Raw genomic sequence first — 25,033 nt, forward strand, 5'->3', positions numbered from 1 at the left:
ATTGACCTTTGATCGATCATGGCTTCATAGACGCTGTGGCTACTGCAATCTGCCCGTAGGAAATTCCGGCGTCATTGGATGGCAAATTTTTATGCAAGTGAGGGTTAAGTCCTAGCGCCTTCAACTGTTGATATGCGTTGACCAGTAGAAACTCGTTCATGAAAACACCTCCACTTAATACAATTTGGTTGGCCTGAAAGCGCGCTGATAGCTCTCTACAAACAGTTCGTATCATGTCAACAATCGTGGAATGAAACTTCCGGCTGATGGTTGCACGGCAAATACTTTCAGCAAGGTCGGTGACTATCTGGCGAACCATCGCTCTGTAATCAATCGTTATTAGGCCGGTCTCTGACTGAACCAGTCCGTAGCTATAAATACACGCTAGGGAGTGATCACGCCCCAGTAGACCTTCCAGTTCTATAGGGCCTTGCGCTTCGTACTCGGCGTTATCACATACACCGATCAGGCTGGCGATGCCATCAAACAATCGCCCCATGCTGGTACAACTAACGCTATTTACATTTCGCCGATACATCACCTCGTAGACCCTCATTTTTTCAGCACCCAAGCGCTGAAAAAGATTGCAGTTTGCAATGTCCCCAAAGCTCTCAAACGCATCACAGAGCAACGCCACCGCAACGCGACTGGGGTCTTTTATCGCCGCATCCCCACCGAGTAATTTCAAAGGCCTGATAGTCGCAACTCGGCGTACGTCGGTGTAATCCCCTAAAAGGAACTCAGCCCCCCAGATGGTTCCGTCAGTGCCGTAACCGGTCCCATCAAAAATGACGCCTAGGACCAAACCCGCAAGATTGTTTTCAGCCATACACGATGCCATGTGTGCATGATGATGTTGAACTTGCACCACTGGAAGCTCAGTATTGGCCATCGCGCTTCGAGTCGCACTAAAAAGAGGATGCATATCACACGCAATAACCGCAGGGCGCACATCGTTGAGCTGACAAAGATCTTTCGCGCATTGTTCGTGAGCGGCTAGCGTAAGGTTGTTCTTCAAATCGCCGATATGCTGGCTCACAAACACCTGTTGTTGCTTGGAAACTGCGATGGTGGTTTTCAGTTCTGCGCCATAGGCCAGGACGTTTTTCCCTTCCAGCGCCACGGATACCGGAAACGGTGCGTACCCCCGAGATCTTCGGACAAAGGTCAAAAATGGTTCATTCGAACCTTTAAGCAGAGTGACTCTGACGACCGAATCGTCGACACGACGCTGTATGTCACGGTTATGAACCAAGAGACAGTCCGCCATGCCCTTCAACAAGCCAAGTGCTTCATGGTTTTCATAACAAATAGGCCTTCCCGAAAGGTTCGCACTTGTCATTACTAGCGAACCGAGCGTGGGATCCTCTAAAAGAAGGTAATGCAAGGGAGCGGAAGGCAACATTAAGCCGATCATGGGGTTTCTCGGCGCGATAGCCTCAGCCACCGTTCCCGTTTTTTTTCGCAGCAATACAATGGGCCGTGCGGAACTTGTCAAAACTGCCGCCTCTTGATCAGAGACGTCAGCCCATGTTCTTGCAGTCTCAACATCCCGAACCATCACCGCAAAAGGCTTGGAGTCCCGCTTTTTCCTTTTTCTTAATATCTTGATGGCCACCTCATCGTTGGCGCGAGCCGCCAGATGAAATCCGCCTATGCTTTTAACACCGAGTATTTTCCCACCAAAAAGCAAGCGTCGGGCTTCAGTAATGGCTTCGGTTTTGTGAAACAGGGCCCCTCCGGCATCCAGCAGTTCAACTTCCGGCCCACAGTTTGGACAAGCAATAGGCTGGGCGTGAAATCGGCGGCTTGCTGGATCAAGGTACTCTTGCTCGCAATCGCAGCACATAGTAAAAGTGCACATGGTCGTCTTTATACGATCGTAGGGCATACTCCGAATAATTGAATATCTTGGACCACAATTTGTGCAGTTTATAAATGGGTATCGATAGCGGCGATCACGTGGATCACGCATTTCCTGCAAACATTCTTCACAGACATCATAGTCCGGCGCGACCCAAGAACTGACTTCCGTGGACTTGACGGACTCAGCAATCTTAAAACATTCGGGTATTTCATAAAGCGCACACTCAACATGTGATATCGAGTTAATAACCGCCAAAGGCGGCGCGCTGAACTCCAAGCTAATCTTGAAGGCTTGCAATGTAGCGGGTAGGCCTACGGCATCAATCACTACGCCTGCCTGATCGTTCCAGACAGATCCAAGAACACCAGTGTTGCCAGCCAATTTATAAACAAAGGGCCGATATCCTACTCCTTGAACGATACCTGTTACCCGAATGACCCAACGCTGTAGATTCATGTTGTTGTCCATATCGAATCGAGCACACCCAAATTCGCTTCTTACTTACAGCGCTCTTAGCAAAGTCTAGGTAACTCCGCACCCACTAACTCTTCTATTTCAACTTGATCACCACTGTGGGTGATCATCTGGACTTTGGCACCCTTCACATCAGACACACGACCTATTACCGACGCGTGGCAAGTTTCTTTAATGTTTCTAAGTACTGTCATAACGGCGTCAGTTTCGTCCGGGCTCACAAAAATGCACAAGCAACCTTCATTTGCTAAATTTAGTGGGTTTACACCCAACATATCGGTAGCCATCAGCGTTTCATGTTGTATCGGTAATAAATGCTCTTCAAAAATTATAGTTTTGCTCAGCACCGCCGCATACTCATGCAGAACTGCTGACAGCCCCCCTCGCGTAACATCTCGCATAGATCTGACGGCCCCGACCTTCGTCGCCGACATCAAAGAGGCAATAGCATTGCTCAATACAGCACAATCACTTAGAACTCGTGTTTCAAACCCCAAGCCTTCGCGAATCGATAAAAGATGCACGCTATGGTTACCCAAAAAGCCGCTCACAATAATATTGTCGCCCGACTTCACTGAAGTCATTTGCAGTGCTTGGGACTTCACAATACCGACGCCGGTCGTGTTAATAAATATTCCGTCAGCCTCTCCTTGACCCACAACCTTTGTATCACCAGCGACAATCTTGACTCCTGCTTCTAATGCGGACAATCGAATGGAACGAAGTATTTTCTTGAGGTCCGCGATAGGGAACCCGACCTCAAGAATCAGTGCCAGTGTTAAATAGACCGGTGTCGCTCCAACAACGGCAAGATCATTAACTGTTCCACACACCGCAATTTTTCCTATATCTCCATTACCGAAAAGATAAGGGGCTACGACGAAAGAATCTGTCGTGATAGCAATCCGCGTGCAATCAAGGTCCAATACCGCGCTGTCTTCCATCTTTCCAATGTATACATCACCCAACTCATCCACAATCAAACCAACTAATTCGCGGCTAAGCTTGGCTCCTGTACCATGGTCCAATTGGATTTTAGTAACGTCTGCCGTAACGGCGGTATTGATCGAGTTATTAATGATCTTGCTCACAGAGGGCTCCTTGCGCGGTTTTATTTAAAGCGATTTATGGCGTCACGCTGGACATGCGGGGGAGCGTCTCACCTTTACTTAATTTCGCTACAATCTCTGGACCGGTAGCAACAGTGGCACAGTAGCCCGCCATCCAGTCGAGAGAGCGGATCTTGTCTTCTGACCGAGCCGAAACCACACAGTCCTCGGGCACCCAAACGTTGTAACCTCTGAAGAAGGCATCTGCTGCGGTCGTTTGCACACAGATTTGCGTCTGCATGCCGGTAATCACCACGGTCTCGATGCCGTGCTCTTTCAACAACCCTTCAAGAGCAGTTTCATAAAAGCCGCTGTCCTTGTTTTTCTCGACAATGACGTCACCTTCGGCAACAAACTCTGCCATCACTTCCGCCCCTTTCGACCCTTTTGCCGCCAGCATCCGGCCTTGATGCAGCTCGATATTCGGGTCGTCCGGCATATTAATCAATTGTAGATGAAATATAGGGCAACCCAAGTCCCTCATGTCTCCAAGAAACGTTTGAAACTTCCCAGTGGCTTCTTTTACTGCAGCGACCCGTTCGTTGGTCTTTTCCACCAGGTCGTATTGAAGATCATTGGTCAACACTGCAACAGTCTGCTTTTTCATTTGGTACTCCTTAGCGCTGACGGAAATTTATTTACACGTACCGGTACTGCAGGCAAGAGCAGTCCGAAAACTGCAAGGACAACCTCGAGCGATCCGATCTATATAACTAAATTAATAGCTGAGATTTTTTATTCCGCATGTGCGACTTAGCTGTAAGTATTCGTAACTGCCAGCTGGGCGCAAGCAGTACACTTACACTATGATCAGGGCTAAGTTTTCGCACAACCTACTAAATTTGGTAGGGCACCGTAAAAATTTCTAGATTAGCCTCCATGCTGCAGCCTGTGCGGCGGCGGACAGTTTGTTGCATGCGCCAAATTTCTTCTGAATATTTTTTATATGGAAGTTTACTGTGTTAATAGAAATCGACAATATAATGGCGACCTCATCAGTACTTTTTCCATCGGCAGTCCACTTCAAGATTTCTGTCTCTCTGAAGCTCAAGCTTATCGGCGCCCGCTCCCCTGAGCTTTCCAGGGTATTGAGTCTGCGAGTCAGTGCAGCCAGAACACAATTCATTCGTAGTTCCAACTCAGCTATATGTGCATCCTGGATATCTTTGTCTCTACGGGCAAACGATAGCATACGGGTAGTATTCCCTACCCCTATAATAGTCAGCGTTGCGCCAAACTTTAGTCCCCACTCCTCTGCTTCGCGAAAGAGCATCGGGTGCTTCTCCTTCACGTCCTGGCTCCACACGACAAATGTCGATGCACTGACTCCTATCGCAATGGTTGGGTCAGTGGCACCGTAGTTTTTGGACTGGTATCGATCCAGCCAGGCGGCAGGATAGTTCCCTCTAATTTCCATTTTCGGCTGTGTAAACGGAGTGCCCTGTTTAACAGCATAAGAGTAGAAATCAAAATCCAGCTCTCTAGCTTCTCCCTCCACCACGTTCAGTGCGCATTGCGCGTTTGGTGTTGTACTAATCTCTGCAAGAAAATCCCTCCACCAACTTACAAAACCTTTCGTTCCTTGCATTTCACTCATCCTTACTCACACTATTTATTTCCGTTGCGCAAGGTCACTCGCTCTCAAGTCGCCATTACATGCCAACTGACAGGAGGTGATGCTTGCGAGCCCATACATTCCTTATGCTTGGTTCGCATCCGTCTGAGATGTGTTCAACCTCCGCTGAAATATTTTGTTACGACGTTACGCCAGCGCTTCAAAGCAAAGCAAATGAAATTCGCAATCACTGAATAAGCTATCAGAGTGCCCTTTTTTGGTTCGTCGCGGCTTCAATGCTGTGCATGGCTCTTCACTAAATCAACCTCAACACGACATGTGCTTGTTTTATATACGGTTACCCGCTAACTAAAGATGGAGTAAACAAAATTAAGTTGCCTGTGTGTTCTTTATTCGGATTCGAGACGATCACCGAGCCTGGGGCTGTCGCACCGAATTGCTTCCAGGGTGTATTACTCATGCACTGACGCAGAACCGAATACGCCATCACCGGGGGAGCCCCCAGAAGCGTTCGAAGCTCGCTTTCATACGCTGATCATGCGTCCTCAAGCAGTCGTCTCTCAATCATCCTGCTTTTGGCGCTTGAGGCTATATTTGGCGTTTGACATGTTGCTTTTCTCGCCCAACCCTCCGATCCAGCGATCTTTGATCGCGCCGATCGGAGGGTTCACTCGCTTTTTCTCGCAGCCACCGCCGTTCCTCCCTTTCATTTCAAATTTGATCAGCGCCAGCCTTCTTTTACCCGTCAGCAGTTGCTCGTGATCTGTACCGGGCGCAGAGCCGTTTCAGTGTCAAAGTGGATCCTTTCGTTGGACACGGATATAGGTATGGCGACAGCGGCGACAACCCACGTAGAACATGGCCTAGAGCATGGCGACAAAAGTGGCGACAGTCGCCACTTTCTGAGCGCTTTGGCCGTGACGCTTGACCGCCTTTTCGAGTGGGTATAAAAATTGGCGCACGGATCGCTGTCGTTGGCAGCACCTGCCCAGGTAGCCAGAACCTTCAAGGCTACGCCACTTCTGTGGTGGTTCTCCCAAAGTGCGATTAGCATCCGGCGGCTCGCACGGTCACTCCCCAAGAGTGATGGGTGCTCACTCGACTTAATCTGCCCACTGCGGCAGACGATGGACCTTCCTCACTGCGCTGCAGCAACCTCACCTTTCGGCACATCTCGCTGCGCCAGACTGCGCCCGTCTCTTTCTCCCGGAAAGAGACGGGCGCTCGTACCACTGCTGCAAGCCACGTCGAAAAAGGCATTGCCGCATCTCTCCTCGTGACAATCGGCCTGACAAATCCGATTCGTCGCCATCCGCAACGACACAGGTACCAGTGCCGCAGCCTATGGAAAGGCTGTACCTGACTGACGGTCAGGCATGCCCCAGGTGTCTAGGTCTTTGCCTTCTCCCACCCAGGATCTCCAGGTGCCGAACTTGTCAGTCGGCGCAGCCTCCACCCGCCCGCATTTTCTGATGCGTCTAAGGAGGCCAGATTCATGGGGCTATGCCCTCGCTCCCGGTCGTAAGGAGCCGTTCGTTCCGCGTCAGTGAACACCTCACAGGCCGCAGGGGCCTTGATCCCTGATAACACTCAACAGCCGTGGCGGGACTACGTGAGGACAACCTGCAATAGACGAGGAGAGGGCCCATGCAGCAGTTAGATCCGAAGCTTGAACTACCACGACCGCCTCGACCGCTGATTGAGTCGAATCCCGTGGCCCAGCCTTATCCAGTGCAGGCACTGGGTGGGATTCTTGGGCCTGCGGTAGAGCGCATGGCCGAAGTCATCGGCGTGCCCCAGGCGCTTGCTGCGCAATCGGTGTTGGCTGCCTCGGCGCTGGCCACTCAAGGCCATGCGGGCTTACAGCTCGACGGACGCAGTTATCCGCTGTCGCTGTACCTGATCACGGTGGCTGCGTCCGGTGATCGCAAAACAGCGACAGACCGATCTGCATTGCTGCCAGCACGCCAATGGGAGCGTGAGCAGTGGCAGCGTTACCGAGAACAGCTTGCACGGCACCGTGTTGCACAGCGGGAAGCGCAGCGTATCAAGCCTGCCGATTCTGAGCCCGCGAACGGGGTGCCACGCGAAGCGGAGCCTTCAGCCCCGAGGCTGATCACCACGGACCCGACTATCGAGGCGCTGATCAAGGGGCTCTGTCATGACTTGCCCAGCATGGGTCTGTTCTGCGATGAAGGAGGACAATTCCTCGGTAGCAGCACCATGAGTCGGGATAACCGTTTGAAAGCGGTCACGACCTTGTCGTCACTCTGGGACGGCAGTCCGATAGATCGCGCGCGGTCTATGGCGGGTGAAAGCTTGCGAGCTTACGATCGACGCTTAAGCCTGCACCTGATGCTGCAACCGTATCTAGCCATGCAGTTACTCAGTGACCCATTGCTGCAGGGGCAAGGCATTCTCGGTCGCTGCCTCATCACCTGGCCCACCAGCCTTGCCGGACAACGTAGCTATCAGTCTGTCGACTTGTCCAAAGATCCTGCCCTGAAGCGATATCACCACCGCCTTTCGGCACTGTTTCATCAGCCATGGTCACTTTCGGCTGACGGTGCTCTGTTGCTTTCAACGCTGAGCCTCAGTGCATTGGCTCGTCGTCGCTGGATTGATCTGCATGACGCTATCGAAGCTCAACTGGGGGAGTTTGGCGAGCTGGCCAGCGTACGGCCCAGCGGATCAAAGGCCGCCGATAACCTGCTGCGCGTCGCCGGCATTCTTGCAGTTGTGGAGGAGAGCAGCGTCGTGGAGGTCGACCATATCCAACGGGCCTCCGCTTTAGTCGGCTACCACCTCACCGAGATCCAGCGCCTGACTGAGCAGGAGCCAGTGTGTCGGGTAAAGGAAGAGGCGGACCGGTTGCTGCGATGGCTACAGGTCAAAGATTGGAAGCGTTTCAGTATTCGTGAATTGAATCGCAACGGTCCCCGCTTTGCCCGTAAGAGCAGTCGTCATACCGCCAAGCTGTTGGTCGAATTGATTGATCATCAGTGGCTCATCACTGACGGCCACACCTTCGAGGTGCGCCATGTTCAATATTGATGAAGCGCTACGCAACCATCTGGCTCAGCGCCAAAAGGAGCCGAAAGCGCGATTTGTCGCCGCTACTGTCGCCACTTTGTCGCCACGCTTAAAGCCAGGCAGGGCAAGGGATGTCGCCGCTGTCGCCGGTGTCGCCACCACCCGTAAAACTATCACCTCGACGACAGCCATCATTCAGTTGTTGAAAGAGCAGGGCGTGCATCTCTACGTTACTGACAACACGCTGTGTTTTCGCCCGACTGATTGGGCTCAGTTCACGATTGTAAGTGCGCACTGGCAAGCCCTTCTACATGAGCTTGCTGCAGTCGATCAGGAACAGAAAAATGGCTCGCGTCGGTAAGCGAGCGGGGCGCAATTTCGGCTTCGGTCGCCAGCTCAGCTATGCCGGACCGCAAGCCCTGAAAGATCTGTTTGGCGACGGCCATTTTGCTACCGTCAAAGCCCATAGCGATCGGTGGCAGGCCTTCGTGAATTGGTGTCGATCCGAGGAAGGGCCGAGGCTCAATGACGCGCGTCAGATCGACCGCGAGGTCCTCATGCTGTACGCCGCCTATATGAGGCAGCAGGTTGACCAGGGCAACGTCGGCATCGCCACCGCGCAGAACCGACTGTCAAGCGTGAACCGAACGATGGCTGCGCTGCGCGGTGATCAGTACGTCAAAATCCCCAGTCCGAGCAAGGCGCTGGGTATGCAGCGCTCAAGCGTGCGTAGTGAGGCCCCGCAAGGCCAAGACCGTGCGCAGGTCGAGTTGATCGCACGGGCGCTGTCAGATCGTCAGCAATCGAGGGTGAGTGCCATTGTGCTCCTCGCCCGTGAGACTGGTATGCGCCTGCGCGAAGCGATCCTGGCCGATCTGCCCCGACTGCAGCGCGAGGTTCGGCAACTGGGCAAGATCAACATCCAAGACGGCACCAAAGGTGGTCGATCAGGCGCGTCAGCACCGCGCTGGATCGCGGTCACTGATCAAATCCGTGGCGCCTTGGATAGGGCCTGGGAGGCTTCACCCAGCGGCAGTCGGAACCTGTTGGCTCCCAACGAGAGCTACAAAGAGTTTACGCAATCAGTTGTGCGACCGGCACGGGACCTCCTGCATGAACATGGATTGAAAGGCTTTCATGAGCTGCGGGCGGCTTACGCCTGTGAGCGCTATGAGCAACTAATAGGCTTTCCTGCACCCGTTAATGGTGGTCGTGTTCATCAAGAGGATCGAGCACTCGATCAGCGAGCCCGTAAGCAGATAAGCCGCGAGTTGGGACATAACCGCATCGATGTGGTGAGTGCCTACATCGGAGGCCGGCGATGACGGCCGAGTTCGACATAGCGTTGTTCCTGCGCCCCGTGCTCAAAGGTGCACATGCCACGCAGCAGCGGCACATCAGGCAAGCAGAAAGGATGCACGAGGCGATTCGGGAGCGCTGGGGATGTGCGACGCCCTGGTCTTGGAGAGACAAGCACTTGAAATGGTTTCTGGAGCACTACCTGCGATGCTCAGCGCCGTCTACCGTTTATTATTACGAGTTAACAGCAGCGTTAATTCGTAGGCGGCGTGAAAGTGTTAAAGCTGACAGTCAGCTCCATTTGGATAAGTGCTCACCGAACTGTGGCATCCCGCAGCCTAAATGGTCGACTTCAAGCTAGGCCTATCAGGACGCTCTTTACTGGGCAAGAAGCTAAGAGGCCGTAGTTTTATACGGCTCTGATATTTCCTGCTTCAAGCCCGTCAAGATGATCGGCGTACCACTGCATCATTGTCGTACGTTGCTCCAGATACTGAGCCTTGTTATAGATCCCGCGTACACCTGACGCCTTGTGACTGAGCTGGGCTTCAATGTGGTCCGCTGGAAAACCGTGCTCGTTGAGTACCGTGCTGGCAATGTGACGGAAGCCATGTCCGGTCTGTCGTCCTTCGTAACCAAGGCGTCTTAGCGCCATCAGAAAAACGGTATCGCTGCGAGGCTTGGTTCGATCGCTTCGACCAGGGAACAACAATGGGTACGCTCCCGTGATTTTTCGTAGTTCAGTAAGAGCGCTTAGCGCCTGCTTGCAGAGTGGTACAAGGTGTTCACGCCCTTTTTTACGGCCTTTGCGTTCAACGGGGACGGTCCAAAGCCTTTTGTCAAAGTCGAACTCAGCCCAGTATGCCTCTCGAAGCTCGCTGGGACGGACAGCCATGAGAGTAAGCAGTTGGAGGCCTAGCTGGACATCCCTGGCGTGTGGGTATGATCGTATTGCTCTGAGCAGTGCGGGAAGCTCTTCCAGTGAGACATGGGCGTAGTTCTCGGCCTTTCCCGATGAGAGAAATTTATGAACCCCCTCTAAGGGGTTGTTCATCGCCCTACCGGTTACGCGAGCCAGGTCGTAAATGTCTTTGCAGTATGCCCTCACGCGACTCATCTGCTCGAGGATTCCCTGACGTTCGAGCCCTCTCAAAAGCTCCATCCACTCCATTGACATGATGGACACATATGGACGTTTTCCGACAAGAGGGAACACGTGGCGTTCCAAGGCTCCAAGGACTCTTTTTGCTGTGCCGGCATCCCAGCCAGCCAAGCGAGACGTATGCCATTCACGAGCCAAGGCTTCAAAGGTTTCGTTTGTTGCTGCTACCTCCGCAGCTTTTCTAGTTTTCTTGGCGGCTATCGGATTTTTGCCTTCTGCTGCATCCGATCTCAATTCGGCAGCTTTTTGCCGAGCAACGGCGCCGCTGACTTCTGGGTAACCACCAAGGCCAAGCCACGACCATTTGCCGTCGGGCTTCTTATAGCGCAACTCCCACGATTTCTGCCCGTTAGGCTTTACTCTGAAATAAAGCCCCGAGCTGTCTAGCTCGCGGTAGGCCCCCGCTTCAGGAGCGAGGTTGACTAGTGCGGTATCGGAGAGAGGACGGCGTTTAATATCGCTGCGTTTCACCCGTGTATGCCTCCAGTTCAATTTTCATTGAAGCATACATGGGGGCATACAGGATGTGAAGGATGTGGGTGGATCAGCTTGGATGTCCAGATACAAGAAAGCCCGCACGAGGCGGGCTTCTTGAGGTGATTTACAGACATCCTTGGATCTCTATAAACCGGTACTTGGTGGCTACACAGGGACTTGAACCCCGGACCCCAGCATTATGAATGCTATGCTCTAACCAACTGAGCTATGTAGCCAAGTGGCGCGCATTATTCGCTTCGGGCGCCGATGCGTCAAGTGTTTTGTTGAGAATTTTTTCTACGCTTTCAATTGTTTAACCCAAACCTGGCTAAACGGCGACGAGTGGCGGGGTGGACGTGGGTTCCACTGGGGCATCGATTGATGTCGGCGCGAGGGAGCCTGATCGAGTTGGGCAGATATCCCTGCCGCCCAACACGTGGCTTGCCTTACGAATGCAGCGAGGTGTGGGTGATGCGCTTGAGCTGTTCACGCGCCCGAGACAGGCGTGAGCGAACCGTGCCGATAGGAATGTCCAGTGCGTCGGCCGTGTCCTGGTAACTGCCGTCGGTTTCCAGCGAGGCGTACAGCGTTTTGCGCATTTCCGTGGGCAGGTGGTCGATGGCGTTCAGGGTTTTTTCAAGACGCCGGTTGACCTCGAATTCCCAGTCCAGATTGTGGTTGTCCTCTTGCCCATGCCACAACGACTCATCAATTCACAATGCACCGGCTTGGCATACAGGCGCCGGAAGTGGTTGCGGATCAGATTCTGCGCGATGCCGCACATCCAGGTACTGAGCGTGGCAGTGCCACTGAAACGCTCGCGGTTGCGCCAGGCTTCAAGGTAAGTCAATTGCAGAAGATCGTCCGCATCTTCCGGGTTCAGAACACGCTTGTGAATGAAACGGCGTAGTTTCTTTTGCTGGTCGTCTGTCAGGTGAAGCATGAATTGAGGCGAGCTGCCAACTAGGTGCGCTAAAGCTTCAATAGGGATATTCATGATTTTTTCCTTAGGGTAGACGCGGTCGAAATGGTTTCGACGGGAAGCCCTTTTGCACCGGTTGTGCCAAATGAAAAAATCGTTCAACTTATTGATTTGTATAAATAAATATCTTGAATTAAGCGTTTTTTGCGCAACGCTTTGCAAAGTGCGCCGTGAGTTTGTGCGGGTATTTTCACAGGCGGTGAGATTGTTGATTTCGATGGAACCAGGTGGGCGGGGCTTGCCACACAGAGACACACTCTTCCTGTTCTGGCTTAACCATGAAAGTCGAATCCAGCAACGATATGGAGCAGATTCAGCGCCTGGACCCGTCTCGTATCGGCCCTGTCGAAGCGCCAACCCCTGCGAAGGGGAGCGAGGACATTGCGCTGATCTTCAGTCAGGACGTGGCGGCCGACGCTAACGCCTTCCCCAAGCGGTTCATGCCGATACGGGTGCCTCCCGTTGAGCAGCTCGCGCAGCTCTATGACATGCTCGGACATCCGGCCCAGGCGAGCCTGGCGGTGGTTGCTCGGCGCATGCGCATTCAGTTATTGCAACAACCGGCTCTGGACAAGTTGCTGGACCTCGGCGGGGGCGATCCGGCGCGTACCTTCGTGGTACTCAAGCAGGTGGCCGCGCAGGCGCAGGACGAAACCCGCGGTGCGCAAGCGGCACTGGCGAGGGATGCCATTGCCAGGCTGGAGATGCGTTTCAAACGGGAAATCCAGGCCGGCCTGAACATTGCCGCGGCGCTGCAACGGGCCACGGATGACCCGCAGGAGCGCCAGGCCATACGCACGTTGTATTACGCCAGTGTGGTCACTCGCCAATCCCTGTCGACCATGATGCACGCGCTGCTGGGCATGTATGGGGGCGAGCGGTTTGTCGACGGCCTCAACGTGATGCGCCGGGCCTTGGCCGATGATGTCGCGGCACATGCACCGTCGGTGCCTGATGTGCGCTTGCGTGCGCTTCTCAGGGGGCTGCAGAGCTGCGGTCAGCTGGGCGCGGTGTTGGCCAATTGCCAGGCACTGATCCTGCGCCTTGGCGCGCAGGAGGAACCGGTCGGTTTGCTGCAGCGCCTGCTGGGCTACGCCGGCAGCGGCATCGAGTCAGCTGAAGTGCAGCGTCTGGCCTATGACCTGGGCGGCGATTTGGCGGTCGATCAACTGGTTTGCCTCAACAGCCTGTATCCGGTCATCCAACGTTTGCCCCTGGCGTTGTGGGACGACAGCCGCAGTCGTCAAGAGGCTCTGCGTAGCTTTCTGCTGGTGATGGACGAGTTTGCCCGCGTCGAACGTGGGCGCCTGCAATTTTTCGACAAGACGAGGATCGACGGGTGAGTGCGTTGGCCGCCGTCAACGGTGTGTTGCTCACGATAGCGCGGCGCGCCGAGGTGCTGGGTGCCGTGGTGGTCCTGGCCATCGTGTTCATCTTTATCGTGCCGCTGCCCACCTGGCTGGTGGATATCCTGATTGCGCTGAACATCTGTATTTCCTGCCTGTTGATCGTGCTGGCGCTCTACCTGCCCGGGCCGTTGGCGTTTTCTTCTTTCCCTTCGATTCTGCTGCTGACCACCATGTTTCGCCTGGCGCTGTCGATTGCGACCACGCGCCTTATTCTGCTGGAGCAGGACGCCGGTGATATCGTCGAGGCCTTCGGCAATTTTGTGGTCGGGGGCAACCTCGCGGTGGGGATGGTGATCTTCCTGATCCTGACCCTGGTCAATTTCCTGGTGATCACCAAGGGCTCGGAGCGGGTCGCCGAAGTGGCGGCGCGTTTCAGCCTGGATGCGATGCCGGGCAAGCAGATGTCCATCGACAGCGACCTGCGCGCCGGGTTGATCGACGGTGTGCAAGCGCGGGACAAGCGTGAGCAGTTGTCGCGTGAAAGCCAGTTGTTCGGGGCCATGGACGGCGCCATGAAGTTCGTCAAGGGCGATGCCATTGCCGGTTTGATCATCGTGGTGGTCAACCTGTTGGGCGGTTTCTCCACTGGCATGTTCCAGCATGGTTTGAGCGCCGGTGAGTCCATGGCGCTGTATTCGGTGCTGACCATCGGTGACGGCCTGATTGCACAGATACCCGCGCTGCTGATCTCCCTGACCGCCGGCATGATCATCACCCGCGTGGCGCCGGACGGGCGCAAAGGCATCAGTAACATGGGGGCGGAAATTGCCCGGCAAATGACCAGCGAACCCAAGAGCTGGATGATTGCCTCGGTGGGGATGCTCGCGTTTGCGGCCGTGCCTGGCATGCCGACAATGGTGTTCATTTTTATTTCCATGATGACCGGAGGACTGGGTTACTACCTGGCCCGGCAGCGTGAGCGCCAGGAGCGTCCGTCAGCCGAAGCCCCTGCTGCGGTGCGGCCGGAGGAGAACGGTGAAGAAGACCTGCGTGGGTTTGATCCGTCGCGGCCGTACGTGTTGCAGTTTCATCCTTCTGTGTATGCAACGCCTCAGGTCATTGAGATCGTCCAGAAAATCCGCCAGGCGCGGAATACGCTGGTAGCCAATATCGGCTTGACGTTGCCACCGTTTGAAGCTGAGTTCATCGAGTTGCTGGCGCCGGACGAGATACGTTTTTGCGTCCATGAGGTACCGGTGATGCAAGCCACCTTGAGCGACCGCATCGCCGTAGCGCACGACGCGTTGGCGTCACCGCCGGACGATGCCGTGCACGGGCTGCCTGAGCGCGATGAGGAAGGCTGGCTATGGCTGACGCCCGAACATCCCTTGCTTGACGATCCGCAGGTGGAGCGCTTCACCGCGCAAAGCCTGATCGTCGAGCGAATGACACGCGCGATGATGCTCAGCGGGCCGCGTTTTCTCGGGATACAGGAGAGCAAGGCCATTCTCAGTTGGCTGGAGCACAGCCAGCCGGAACTGGTGCAGGAGCTGCAGCGGATCATGCCGCTTTCGCGGTTTTCGGCGGTGCTGCAGCGCTTGGCCGGTGAAGGGGTGCCGTTGCGTGCCGTACGCTTGATTGTCGAGTCGTTGATCGAGTACGGCCAGCATGAGCGCGAGCCGGAGGCATTGGCTGATTACGCGCGCATCGCGCTCAAATCACAGATCTACCACCAGTACAGCGAGGCCGATGGACTGCATGCCTGGCTGCTCTCGCCGCAAACCGAAAATATCTTGCGTGATGCCTTGCGCCAGACCCAGACCGGGGTGTTCTTTGCCCTCGATACTGATCACAGCGCGGCGTTGGTCAACTTGCTCAACCAGGCGTTCACCGCGCGTCCCAAAAGCAAGAGCGTGATATTGGTTGCGCAGGATCTGCGCAGTCCCTTGCGCACCTTATTGATGGACGAGTTCAACCATGTGCCGGTGTTGTCCTTTGCAGAGCTTGGGAGTCATTCCAAGGTTAAGGTGCTGGGGCGTTTTGACGTGGGCCAGGATGAGTTGATGCGCGGAGCCATGGCATGAGCGTAGTGCTGCCCACCGCGCAGGGGAGGGTGCGCTGATGTTCGAGCTTCGAGTACTCGATGGCCTGCACCAGGGCGCGGCGTTGCCCTTGTTTGGCGAACAATGGAGCCTGGGGGCCAGTGCGGACGCCGATCTTCTCTTGAAGGACCCAGGTATCGCCGAGCATCACGCGAGCCTGCGGTTGGCCGTAGGACGCTGGTCGGTACAGGCTGAAGCGGGGCTACTGCAAGACAGTAACGGTCTTATGTTGGCCCAGATCAGCGACCTGGCGCTCAATACGCCTTTTTTCATTGGCCCTGTGCGCCTGTGTGTCATGTTGGCCGATCAGCCCTGGCCACAATCCCCGGCCGCCGAGCGTGCGGGGCCAGCTCCCGTCTCCGTGAAGCACGCGCCGTTGGCGCCGGTGTTGTCCTCCATTTCGATGCTGCAACAAAAGCGCATTATCAGTCTTGTGCTGGTGTGTGCCGTGATCATCGTGGGGGCCGGCATTGCCTTTACCGGTGAGCGCCAAGCCCAGGCGTCGCTGATGCCCGTGGTGATTAAAAGGCCTGGATTGGACTCACCCTTCGAGGTGCGCCAGCAGTTGTTGAAGATGCTCGGCGAGCGCGAGTTGGTCCAGCGTGTCAGCTTGCAGGTGATCAATGAACAGGTTGCCCTCAATGGCGAAGTCTCCCAGGAGGAAGTGGACTTGGTCGCGCGCATGCTCGACCGTTTTGCCGAGCGGTTCGACACGACTGTGCCGGTAATCAGTCGGGTCCGGGTCCGCGACGGCGCGCTGCCGTTCAAGATCTTGCAGATCGTTGGCGGAGCGAACGGCCACGTCGTACTCGAGGAGGGCACGCGACTGTTTGTGGGCGACGAAGTGGATGGCCTGCGTTTGGTCTTGATCGATAACGGCAAAGTGATTTTTGATGGCGCACATCGGTATGAGGTGCGCTGGTGACCCCCGCACTGCAAGAGCGCCTTGAGGCCTGGCAACGCAAGCAGTCACAGGCGTTGATCGCCTTCGCGCCGGTTACGGCACGTGGTCGTATCCAGCGGGTGAGTGGCATGTTGCTGCAATGCCGGCTGCCGCAGGCACGTATCGGTGATCTGTGTCGAGTCGAAAAAAATCCCGGCGATGACATGCTGGCCGAAATCATCGGGTTTGATCAGCAGGATGCGGTGCTCAGCGCGCTGGGCAATCTGGAGGGCGTGCGTGTCGGTGCCAGTGTGGAGCGCCTGGGGGTGCCACACCGGGTGCAGGTCAGTGACGAGCTGTTGGGGCAGGTATTGGATGGGTTTGGGCGTCCGATTGCGGGCGACGGTCCCAGTGCGTTCGCCGACGCGCAGGCATCCGATGCGACCCCAGTGCTGTGCGAGGCGCCTTTACCCACGGAGCGACCACGAATCAACCGCGCGTTGGCCACCGGGGTCCGTTCGATTGATGGCCTGATCACGTTGGGCGAAGGCCAGCGCGTCGGGCTGTTTGCCGGCGCCGGCTGCGGCAAGACCACCTTGCTGGCCGAGATTGCGCGTAACGTGGAGTGCGATGTGATCGTGTTCGGCTTGATTGGTGAGCGGGGCCGGGAGTTACGCGAGTTTCTTGATCACGAACTGGATGATCAGCTGCGTGCCAAAGCCGTGCTGGTATGCGCCACCTCCGATCGCTCCAGCATGGAACGGGCGCGCGCCGCGTTCACGGCAACGGCCTTGGCCGAAGGTTTCCGGCGCAAGGGCCAGCGAGTGTTGTTGCTGATCGACTCCTTGACCCGTTTTGCCCGGGCCCAGCGCGAAATCGGCCTGGCCGCCGGTGAGCCGCTGGGGCGCGGCGGCTTGCCGCCTTCGGTCTACAGCCTGTTGCCGCGCTTGGTGGAACGTGCCGGATTGACGCGTGAAGGCGTAATCACGGCGATCTATACGGTGCTGATCGAGCAGGACTCGATGAACGACCCGGTGGCCGATGAAGTGCGTTCGCTGCTTGACGGGCATATCGTACTGTCGCGCAAGCTGGCCGAGCGTGGGCACTACCCGGCCGTGGATGTGCTGGCGAGCCTTTCACGGATCTTGAGCAACGTCGCGCGATCGGCCGATATCCAGGCGGGTACCGCGTTGCGACGTTTGTTGTCGGCGTATCAGCAGATCGAGCTGATGCTCAAGCTGGGGGAGTATCAGCCTGGCAGCGATGCCTTGACCGACCTGGCGGTGGACAGCCGCCAGGCGGTCGATGGTTTCCTGCGCCAGGACTTGCGTGAGCCGTCACCGATGCTGGCGACGCTGGACCAGCTCAAGACGCTGACCGCCCATGTCCCATTCTGAAGAACTACTGGGGGAGATCGAGACCCTGCGGCGTTTGCGTCGGCATCGAGCGGACCGTGCCGAGCGCGCCCTGCGCGAGGTCAAGCGCGCCCAGCAGGCGCTGGTCGCCCATATCCAGCTGGCCGAGCAAGCGCTGGACAAAGCCCGGCAGGAAGAAATCCGACAAAGTGCCCAACTGCTCGATCAGTACCAGGGCCAGGTCCTGAGCCTGCAAGCGCTCAAGTCCTGGGGGGCACAGGAGCGCTCGTTATCGGCCAGTACCCAGCGAGACCAGGGGCAGCTGGAGGCGTTGCAACGCCAGCAGGTGGAAAAACAGGCCCAGGTGGGCAGTGCCCAAAAGCAGGCTACCGAATGCCTGCGACAGGTGGAAAAACTTCAGGAGTTGTCCCTGATGCTGGCTGAGGAGCCCACATGACTGAGGTTTCAAACAAACCCACTGAACGTGCACGCTTGCGTGAGCTGCACGAGGAGCGCGAGCCGGGCGCCCTGGGCCAAGTGCCTTGGGAGCAGGGACGATTGTTCGCGCAGCTGTTTACCCTTGGCGATGAAGGCGCGGGCGCGCAGTCCTTTGCGTCGGGAGAGATGGCTTCGGCCGGTATCGCGATGATCGAGGCGCTCGCCGAGCAACTGGCGCCGCGCGTGCTGGCAGGTGCTCAGTGGCCGCTTCACGCGGTGTTGTACCTGCCGCGGCTGGGGCGAATCAACAGCGTTGTGCGGCGTGAGCAAGGTACGTGGTCCATCGACCTGGATGCCGAACTCGAGGCGACGTCGCGCTGGCTCAGCGGCGTGCGGCAACCGTGCCAGGAGCGATTGGCCGCGGCGCTGGGGCAGTCGGTCAGTCTGCATCTGCCTGTCTTCGGCTCGGCATGATGATGCCGCCGCTGACAGTACCCCTGGTTAGAGAAGACAGGGTAGCAGCGCTTCGTCGACTGGGACGCGGCTTGCGCCTGCCATTCAGTGTGGCCGGACAGAAAGGCGAGTTGCGTCTGGAACCCGGCCGTGAACCGGCAGGTGCGCAGGTGTTGTGTTTCGAAACGGCATGCGGTGTGTTGGCGTTGGCAGAGGCCGGACCATTGCTCAGCCTGATGGGGGAATGCCCGGTCACCTTGGCCCAGGCCGGCAACGATCCGGATTCCTGGTTCTGGGCGTTATTCCAGCACTATCTGAGCCCCGAGGTGCGAACCCTGTTCGGTTATTTTCGCCTGCTGCAGACCGATTGCCCTGCGGGGTTCGGTTGCCGAGTCAGTGTGAGTCTGGATGCCTCACGGGTCGTGGGTTATGTGTGGCTGACGCCCGAAAGCCTCCTGATGTTGAGCGAGGCCGCACCCTGGCGCTCCATCGCCGCTCCCCTGCCGGCGAAATTTCAATTGGCAATTGCCGTAACCCTGGGACACCTGCGACTGACGATTGCGCAGGCATTCAGCCTGCGCCCGGGTGATGTGCTGGTGTTGGAGGCGGCGCTTTTCCAGGTGCAGGGTCGCGGTCATGTGCAAGTTGGCAGGCGTCGGCTGCATGGCGACATTGACGATGAAACCGGCACGGCGTGCCTGACCCTTACTTCTATCGAGGAAACGTTTGTGGACGAGCATTTTACGGCGCCCGATTACTCGGAGCCTGTGGAGGATGAGCCCGTGGTCGATGTATTCGGACACGAGCCGTTCGACGAGTTGAGCATGGCGCTCACGGTTCGCTGTGGAACACTGAACCTTACCCTGGGCGAGTTACGCAACCTGGGGCCTGGCTCGGTACTGGGCATCACGGGCTACGCGCCTGGCGTGGCCGGTCTTTATTACGGCGACCGGCCGATTGGCCAGGGGCAGTTGGTTGAAGTCGACGGCCGCCTGGGGTTGCAGGTGTCCCGCGTGTTGTTCGGTCGATGATGCTTCAGGGGCTTGATCCCCTCGTACTCGCGATGTTTCTGGGGGCACTCTCGTTGATGCCCATGCTGTTGATCATCTGCACATCGTTCCTGAAAATTGTGATTGTGCTGATGATTACGCGTAATGCCATCGGTGTGCAGCAGGTGCCGCCCAGCATGGCCATCAATGGCATCGCGTTGGCGGCAACGCTGTTTATCATGGCGCCGGTGGGCTATGAAATCGCCGAGAGCATCAAGGTTTCGCCGCTTGACCTGAGCAATGTGCAAACGGTGTTGCAAACGGGGGGCGAAGCCATCATGCCGCTGCGCGCATTCATGCTGCGCAATGTCGACCCGGATGTGCTGACGCATCTGCTGGAGAACACTGCGCGTCTCTGGCCGGCGCAAATGGCCGAGGAGGTGCAGCGCGAAGACCTGATCCTGCTGATTCCTGCTTTTGTACTGTCGCAACTGCAGGCGGGGTTCGAGATCGGTTTCCTGATCTACATCCCGTTCATCGTGATCGACCTGATCGTCTCCAACCTGCTGCTGGCGCTGGGCATGCAAATGGTCTCGCCGATGACCATTTCCCTGCCGCTCAAACTGCTCCTGTTCGTACTGGTGTCCGGGTGGTCGCGGCTGCTCGACAGCCTGTTCCTTTCCTATCTCTGAGTGGCCTATGGAACCGATCGTGCTGTTCAAGCAGGGCATGTTGCTGGTGGTGGTGTTGTCGGCGCCGCCGCTGATTGTGGCCGTGGTGGTCGGCGTGCTGACCTCGCTGGTGCAGGCGCTGATGCAGGTGCAGGACCAGACGCTGCCCTTTGGCGTCAAGCTGGTAGCGGTGGGCGTCACGTTGATCATGACCGGTCGCTGGATTGGCGTGGAGTTGATTCAACTGATCAACCTGACCTTCGAAATGATCGGCCGCTCGGGCCAGAACTGAGGGCTTGCCTGTGCTGCTGTATCTTGAGTTCCTGCCCAGCCTGGTCGTTGGCATGGCGCGTATCTACCCCTGCGCCTTTCTGGTGGCCGCGTTTTGTTTTCAGCATATACGCGGCATGCCCAGGCATACGATTGTGATGGTCATGGCGCTGATACCCGCCCCCGGAATTCACGCGGCGCTGGAGGGGCTGGACTACTCGGCACTGATGCTCAGCGCTCTGGTGCTCAAGGAAATAGCCCTGGGGTTGCTGCTGGGAGTGCTGCTGTCGATGCCGTTCTGGATGTTCGAGTCGGTGGGGGCATTGCTGGATAACCAGCGCGGAGCCTTGGCCGGCGGGCAGCTTAATCCCTCACTGGGGCCGGACGCGACACCGGTCGGGCACTTGTTCAAGCAGTTGGCGATCTTTCTGTTGATGGTCACCCTGGGCTTGGGGGCGTTGACCCAAGTGATCTGGGACAGCTACCGCATATGGCCGCCCACGGCGTGGTTTCCGCTTCCGGCGGCCAATGGGATGAGCCTGTTTGTCGACCTGCTGGGTGACACCTTCACGCATATGATGCTCTACGCAGCGCCCTTCATCGCGGTCCTGCTGTTACTGGAGTTCGGCATTGCACTGCTGGGGGTCTACAGCCAACAGTTACAGGTGAGTACGCTGGCGCCACCGGTCAAGTGCCTGGCGGGCATCGGGATTCTATTGCTCTACTTCGCGCTGCTGCAGGACTTGATCGTCGGCAGGATGAGCCAACTGAGCGACCTTAAACACTCACTGGGACTGTTGTTCCGGGCGGCGATGCCATGAGTGACTCCGGCGAGAAAAAACACCCGGCGTCCGCCAAGAAACTGCGTGACCAACGCAAAAAAGGCCAGGTCGCTCAAAGCCAGGATGTGGGCAAGTTGTTGGTGCTCACGGCCATCAGCGAAATTGCATTATTCACCGCCGAGACGAGTTTGCAGCGTTTCCAGCAACTGATGGTGCTGCCGATGGCGCGCCTGACTCAGCCCTTTGTAAGAACGCTGGAAGAAGTGCTGTTGGAGGGCCTGCTGGTATTTTTCTCATTTGCCCTGCTGATGGTGGGGGTGGCAATCACGGTTAAGCTGATCAGCAGTTGGATGCAGTTCGGAATCTTATTTGCCCCAGAGACCTTGAAGCTCGATTTCAAACGCCTTAATCCGCTCAGCCAACTCAAGCAAATGTTCTCTGCCCAGTCGCTGATGAACCTGCTGATGAGCATCGCCAAAGCGTTTCTGCTGGGGTTGGTCGTTTACCTGGTGGTCTGGCCTTCCTTGGGAGCGCTGATCAACCTGGCGACCAGCGATCTGCAAAGCTACGTGTTGGCGCTGATCGCGCTGTTTCGCTATCTGCTGCATGCCTGCCTTGGGCTGTTACTGGTGCTGGCGCTGATCGACCTGGCGTTGCAGAAACATTTCTTCGCCAAGCGCATGCGCATGACCCAAGTCGAGGTCGTCAAAGAGTACAAGGACATGGAGGGCGATCCTCATGTGAAAGGCCAGCGCCGCTCGCTGGCTTATCAATTGGCGCAGGAGGAACCGAAGGTCAAGCTGCCCAAACTGGAGGAGGCGGACATGCTGGTGGTCAACCCGACGCACTTTGCCGTGGCCTTGTATTACCGCCCCGGTAAAACGCCGCTGCCTTTACTGGTGGATAAGGGGACTGACGCTGGCGCGCGTCGGTTGATTGCCCGTGCAAAAGCGGCTGACGTGCCCGTGATCCAGTGTGTGTGGCTCGCCAGGACGCTGTATACGAAAAAACGGGGTGCCAACATTCCCCGTGAAACCTTGCAGGCCGTGGCGTTGATCTACCGAACCTTGCGTGAGCTGGATGATGAAGCCAAGCGTGAGACCCTCCAATTGCCGGAACTTGACCAACGTTAGTCACCCCAAGCGGCAGTCGGCCAGGCACCTGCCTTGGGTGAGCGGCGGCGCCGCCCACCCGGCGTTCTCAACGTTCCAGCGACACCGTCTGATAATCCGCTCGCTCCCCGGCGGGGCCAGGCTCGACGCGCATCTGCGGCGGCCACCAGATCACCAGCTTGTCCTTGTTCGACTGTGGGCGAGAGCAGGAGTCGCCCTTGCAGGTCGGTGTACAGCCGGCGGCAAGCAGCGCTGCGCCGATCAGGGTGACGTAAAGCAAACGGTGTTTCATCGCACGGCCTTTTGGGGTGGAGTGATCAGGGAGGGGCGGTGCACGTCGAGGTGTTCATCCTTCGCCACCGGACGCATGGCGATAAACACCTCCGCTTCCTCTCCCGGCTTGAGCCAGGCATTTGGCCAGACGGCAACTGCCAGCGTCTGGGAATTGCTGCATTCCTTTTCATCGATACGCACATTGCGCATGAACTGGTTACGCACTACCACCACCGCTACGTTGTACTGCGGGCCGGCATACCACTGGCTGCGTTCGCTGTTCAGCGCCAGCAAATTGCGGGTGTTGCACAAGGTGCCCAGTTCCAGAGGCATCGGCGAGGTCTTGAAGCCTCTGGGGACTTCGCCGCTGACCAGGTGTGCCAGGGTGCTGGTGATATCGCTGCGGCTGATGATCGGTTGGTGCGGCGCCAGGCGTCTGGCCAAGGGCTCGAGCGCTGCCTGCAGCTCGACTTGATCGTCCGCCGGCAAGTAGCGCGAGGGGTCGGACTGATCGCCGATGACGCGCGGGGTAAGAATGAACAGCCGTTCGCGTCGGTTGTTCTGGCGTTCGGTCGAGGAGAACAGCGCCTTGCCCAGCAGCGGTATATCGCCCAGCAGCGGGACCTTGCGCTGTTTGTCGCTACTTTCCGTGACGTGGAACCCTCCGACGACCAGCGAGCGCTTTTCCGCCATGACGGCCTGGGTGCTGACCTTGCCTCGACGGACATCCGGGCCCAGGCGGTCCGGATTGGATTCGTCAAAGTTGCCGTCCTCGATATCCACCGCCAGATGGATCTGGTGCCCGCCGCGGCTGGTGATGACCCTGGGCACTACCTGAAAACTGGTACCCACGGTAATCGGTAGAATGGTCGCGTTCTCGCGACCGGCCGTCAGGTACTGGGTGCGGTTGAAATCGATGACCGCGGGCTGGTTTTCCAGGGTCAGGACCGAGGGGTTGGACACCATGGTTGCCAGCCCGCGGGATTCCAATGCGCGCACATCGGCGTAGAAACGGTCGCGGTGCTCGATCGACAATTGCGAAGAGGTGCCGGGCGCCATGTTGACGCCGCCACGGAAGCGACTGTTCTGGAAGCCCCACTTGATGCCGAATTCGTGCAATTGCGTGCGCTCGATATCGAGGATGATCGCATCGATTTCCACCAGCTTGCGCGCGACGTCGAGCTGGCTGATCAGTTCGCGGTACATGGCCTGGCGTTCCGGAACGTCATAAATCAGCACCGCATTGTTGCGCACATCGGCTTCTACGCGGATCCGGCTGGTGTTGACCTGTGCCCGAGGCGTGATCGCCATGCCGGTGTCGACAGGCGCGGTGCCGGCGTTTGTGCCCAGCATCTGCCCCAGCAGCGGGTTACCCAGGCGTGGAAAAGCGGGCATTACAGGTGCGGGCTGGGACTGTGCGGCGGAATGTTGTGCCAGCCCCGAGAGCGTCGAAGTTGAGCGTGGCTCCAGCAGGCCGCGCAGCATGGTGGCAACGCCTGGGAGGGTGATCTTTTCGCTGCGGTACTCTATTTGACGGTCCGCGGCGTTGGCGAACTTCAACGGGTAGGTCAGCACGCTTTGCTTTTCATCCGAGGAACGGCGCTGGGTACTGAAATGCTTGATCTGTTCGATATAGCGCCGCGGACCGGAAACCAGGACGACCCCGTCCTCGGGCAACTCGCCCCAGCCGAAGCGGCTGTCCAGCAGGCCGATATCGGTCAGTGCCTGCTTGAGGTCTGCAAGGGTTTCGGAAGAGACCTCCAGGCGTGCCGATTCTTGCTGGTCCAGGGTGCTGATATACAGGGTGTTGTTGTACAGGTACCACTGAAAGCGGTGCTCTACGCCCAGCCGATCGAGCATCGACTGCGGAGTATTGGCGCGTATCTTACCGTTGACGTTACCTTCCAGCAGACCCTCCACCTGCAGTTGCGTGCCAAAGGTCTGCGCAAAGTCTTCGAGCACTTCGCGCAAGGGTTTGTGTTCGGCTTCATAGGCGTAGGCGGTGTTTTTCCATTCGGGTGGGATGGCGGCGAAGCTGCCTGCCGTGGGCGCCAGCAACCAGGGCAGTATCAAGAGGCCGCGCCAGGGTGTTGGTCTGGACAGGTTTATGGGCAAGGGGCGGCACAAGCCACAATGCTTGTCAGTCTTGTTGTACATGTTGAGTTCTCTGTTTAGAGCGCCACCGAGCGTAGCGGCGAGGAGGGGCGTTTCAGGGCTGGAGCGGCCTGGCGCGTCACTGTTGCGCGCCAGATATCACGTTGATTCAGCAACGGTGTGACGCCATTGAACTCGAGACTCGCGTCCCGTCCGCCCCGCAGGCCGCGAACCCGCCATAGTTCGCCAGTGGCCGGAGCCTGGGCGCAAGTGTCCTGAAAAT

General features: G+C 57.2%; 21 protein-coding genes, 1 tRNA gene and 2 pseudogenes. 15 read left to right on the top strand and 9 right to left on the bottom strand.

Annotation, left to right across the window (positions count from 1 at the left end; genetic code table 11):
- Positions 1-16 precede the first annotated feature (16 nt).
- The 4 genes from hypF to PSH66_RS03650 all read right to left on the bottom strand — a co-directional run bounded on the left by hypF (position 17) and on the right by PSH66_RS03650 (position 5,038).
- Positions 17-2,323, bottom strand: coding sequence for a carbamoyltransferase HypF (gene hypF / locus PSH66_RS03635; protein WP_305428378.1), 2,307 nt, complete (start codon positions 2,321-2,323; stop codon positions 17-19).
- A gap of 56 nt (positions 2,324-2,379) precedes the next feature.
- A complete protein-coding gene (hypE, locus tag PSH66_RS03640; RefSeq protein ID WP_305428379.1) occupies positions 2,380-3,432 on the bottom strand; it encodes a hydrogenase expression/formation protein HypE in 1,053 nt (350 codons plus the stop codon).
- A gap of 34 nt (positions 3,433-3,466) precedes the next feature.
- The gene (locus tag PSH66_RS03645; RefSeq protein ID WP_305428380.1) at positions 3,467-4,057 is read right to left on the bottom strand and encodes a cysteine hydrolase family protein; all 591 of its coding nucleotides are present in this window, start codon (positions 4,055-4,057) and stop codon (positions 3,467-3,469) included.
- A gap of 258 nt (positions 4,058-4,315) precedes the next feature.
- A complete protein-coding gene (locus PSH66_RS03650) occupies positions 4,316-5,038 on the bottom strand; it encodes an autoinducer binding domain-containing protein (RefSeq protein ID WP_305428381.1) in 723 nt (240 codons plus the stop codon).
- A gap of 1,635 nt (positions 5,039-6,673) precedes the next feature.
- Here PSH66_RS03650 and PSH66_RS03655 point away from each other — a divergent pair.
- The 4 genes and pseudogenes from PSH66_RS03655 to PSH66_RS03670 all read left to right on the top strand — a co-directional run.
- Positions 6,674-8,080: a YfjI family protein gene (locus PSH66_RS03655; protein WP_305428382.1), complete on the top strand. Its 1,407-nt coding sequence runs from the start codon at positions 6,674-6,676 to the stop codon at positions 8,078-8,080.
- A complete protein-coding gene (locus PSH66_RS03660) occupies positions 8,067-8,420 on the top strand; it encodes a hypothetical protein (protein WP_305428383.1) in 354 nt (117 codons plus the stop codon). The genes PSH66_RS03655 and PSH66_RS03660 overlap by 14 nt, the downstream gene beginning before the upstream one ends.
- A complete protein-coding gene (locus PSH66_RS03665) occupies positions 8,404-9,384 on the top strand; it encodes an integrase domain-containing protein (protein WP_305428384.1) in 981 nt (326 codons plus the stop codon). Before PSH66_RS03660 ends, PSH66_RS03665 begins: the two co-directional genes overlap by 17 nt.
- Positions 9,381-9,629, top strand: a pseudogene (locus PSH66_RS03670) (hypothetical protein); the annotation flags it as partial. The gene PSH66_RS03665 and the pseudogene PSH66_RS03670, both read left to right, overlap by 4 nt.
- 138 nt (positions 9,630-9,767) lie before the next feature.
- Here PSH66_RS03670 and PSH66_RS03675 read toward each other — a convergent pair.
- The 3 genes and pseudogenes from PSH66_RS03675 to PSH66_RS03685 all read right to left on the bottom strand — a co-directional run bounded on the left by PSH66_RS03675 (position 9,768) and on the right by PSH66_RS03685 (position 11,994).
- The gene (locus PSH66_RS03675) at positions 9,768-10,991 is read right to left on the bottom strand and encodes a tyrosine-type recombinase/integrase (RefSeq protein WP_305428386.1); all 1,224 of its coding nucleotides are present in this window, start codon (positions 10,989-10,991) and stop codon (positions 9,768-9,770) included.
- Positions 10,992-11,156: 165 nt separating this feature from the next.
- Positions 11,157-11,233 (bottom strand) — tRNA-Met (locus PSH66_RS03680).
- A 210-nt stretch (positions 11,234-11,443) separates the two neighbouring features.
- Positions 11,444-11,994 (bottom strand): annotated as a pseudogene (locus tag PSH66_RS03685) (RNA polymerase sigma factor).
- A 263-nt stretch (positions 11,995-12,257) separates the two neighbouring features.
- Here PSH66_RS03685 and sctW point away from each other — a divergent pair.
- Genes sctW through sctU form a run of 11 tightly spaced genes read left to right on the top strand, consistent with a single transcriptional unit; the run spans position 12,258 to position 22,404 of the window.
- Positions 12,258-13,322 carry a type III secretion system gatekeeper subunit SctW gene (sctW, locus tag PSH66_RS03690; RefSeq protein WP_305428387.1) on the top strand — a complete coding sequence of 355 codons (1,065 nt, stop codon included), beginning with the start codon at positions 12,258-12,260 and terminating at the stop codon, positions 13,320-13,322.
- Positions 13,319-15,412, top strand: coding sequence for a type III secretion system export apparatus subunit SctV (gene sctV / locus PSH66_RS03695; protein ID WP_305428388.1), 2,094 nt, complete (start codon positions 13,319-13,321; stop codon positions 15,410-15,412). The genes sctW and sctV overlap by 4 nt, the downstream gene beginning before the upstream one ends.
- A 37-nt stretch (positions 15,413-15,449) precedes the next feature.
- Positions 15,450-16,355 carry an FHA domain-containing protein gene (locus tag PSH66_RS03700; RefSeq protein ID WP_003171573.1) on the top strand — a complete coding sequence of 302 codons (906 nt, stop codon included), beginning with the start codon at positions 15,450-15,452 and terminating at the stop codon, positions 16,353-16,355.
- Complete coding sequence (locus PSH66_RS03705) at positions 16,352-17,710, top strand: FliI/YscN family ATPase (RefSeq protein WP_003171574.1); 1,359 nt, start codon at positions 16,352-16,354, stop codon at positions 17,708-17,710. The genes PSH66_RS03700 and PSH66_RS03705 overlap by 4 nt, the downstream gene beginning before the upstream one ends.
- The gene (locus tag PSH66_RS03710; RefSeq protein WP_305428389.1) at positions 17,697-18,125 is read left to right on the top strand and encodes a YscO family type III secretion system apparatus protein; all 429 of its coding nucleotides are present in this window, start codon (positions 17,697-17,699) and stop codon (positions 18,123-18,125) included. The genes PSH66_RS03705 and PSH66_RS03710 overlap by 14 nt, the downstream gene beginning before the upstream one ends.
- Positions 18,122-18,580: a type III secretion system HrpP C-terminal domain-containing protein gene (locus PSH66_RS03715; protein ID WP_305428390.1), complete on the top strand. Its 459-nt coding sequence runs from the start codon at positions 18,122-18,124 to the stop codon at positions 18,578-18,580. Before PSH66_RS03710 ends, PSH66_RS03715 begins: the two co-directional genes overlap by 4 nt.
- On the top strand, positions 18,577-19,590 hold the full coding sequence (locus tag PSH66_RS03720) for a FliM/FliN family flagellar motor switch protein (protein ID WP_042944138.1): 1,014 nt from the start codon (positions 18,577-18,579) through the stop codon (positions 19,588-19,590). Before PSH66_RS03715 ends, PSH66_RS03720 begins: the two co-directional genes overlap by 4 nt.
- Positions 19,587-20,240 (top strand): type III secretion system export apparatus subunit SctR, encoded by a 654-nt coding sequence (gene sctR, locus PSH66_RS03725; protein ID WP_042944139.1) that lies wholly within the window; start codon positions 19,587-19,589, stop codon positions 20,238-20,240. Before PSH66_RS03720 ends, sctR begins: the two co-directional genes overlap by 4 nt.
- A 7-nt stretch (positions 20,241-20,247) precedes the next feature.
- Positions 20,248-20,511, top strand: a complete 264-nt coding sequence (gene sctS, locus PSH66_RS03730) for a type III secretion system export apparatus subunit SctS (RefSeq protein WP_003171579.1) — start codon at positions 20,248-20,250, stop codon at positions 20,509-20,511.
- A gap of 10 nt (positions 20,512-20,521) precedes the next feature.
- Positions 20,522-21,310, top strand: coding sequence for a type III secretion system export apparatus subunit SctT (gene sctT, locus PSH66_RS03735; RefSeq protein WP_305428391.1), 789 nt, complete (start codon positions 20,522-20,524; stop codon positions 21,308-21,310).
- Positions 21,307-22,404 (top strand): type III secretion system export apparatus subunit SctU, encoded by a 1,098-nt coding sequence (sctU, locus tag PSH66_RS03740; RefSeq protein WP_078823181.1) that lies wholly within the window; start codon positions 21,307-21,309, stop codon positions 22,402-22,404. Before sctT ends, sctU begins: the two co-directional genes overlap by 4 nt.
- Positions 22,405-22,471: 67 nt before the next feature.
- Here the strand turns inward: sctU and hrpT are convergent, their stop codons facing one another.
- Together hrpT and sctC are read right to left on the bottom strand one after the other, a co-directional pair.
- Positions 22,472-22,675, bottom strand: a complete 204-nt coding sequence (gene hrpT, locus PSH66_RS03745) for an HrpT family type III secretion system protein (RefSeq protein ID WP_003171582.1) — start codon at positions 22,673-22,675, stop codon at positions 22,472-22,474.
- Positions 22,672-24,813, bottom strand: a complete 2,142-nt coding sequence (sctC, locus tag PSH66_RS03750) for a type III secretion system outer membrane ring subunit SctC (protein WP_305428392.1) — start codon at positions 24,811-24,813, stop codon at positions 22,672-22,674. The genes hrpT and sctC overlap by 4 nt, the downstream gene beginning before the upstream one ends.
- Positions 24,814-25,033 lie beyond the last annotated feature (220 nt).

This window comes from Pseudomonas sp. FP597 (assembly GCF_030687435.1).
In the GTDB taxonomy this organism is placed as follows: Bacteria; Pseudomonadota; Gammaproteobacteria; order Pseudomonadales; family Pseudomonadaceae; genus Aquipseudomonas; species Aquipseudomonas lactucae.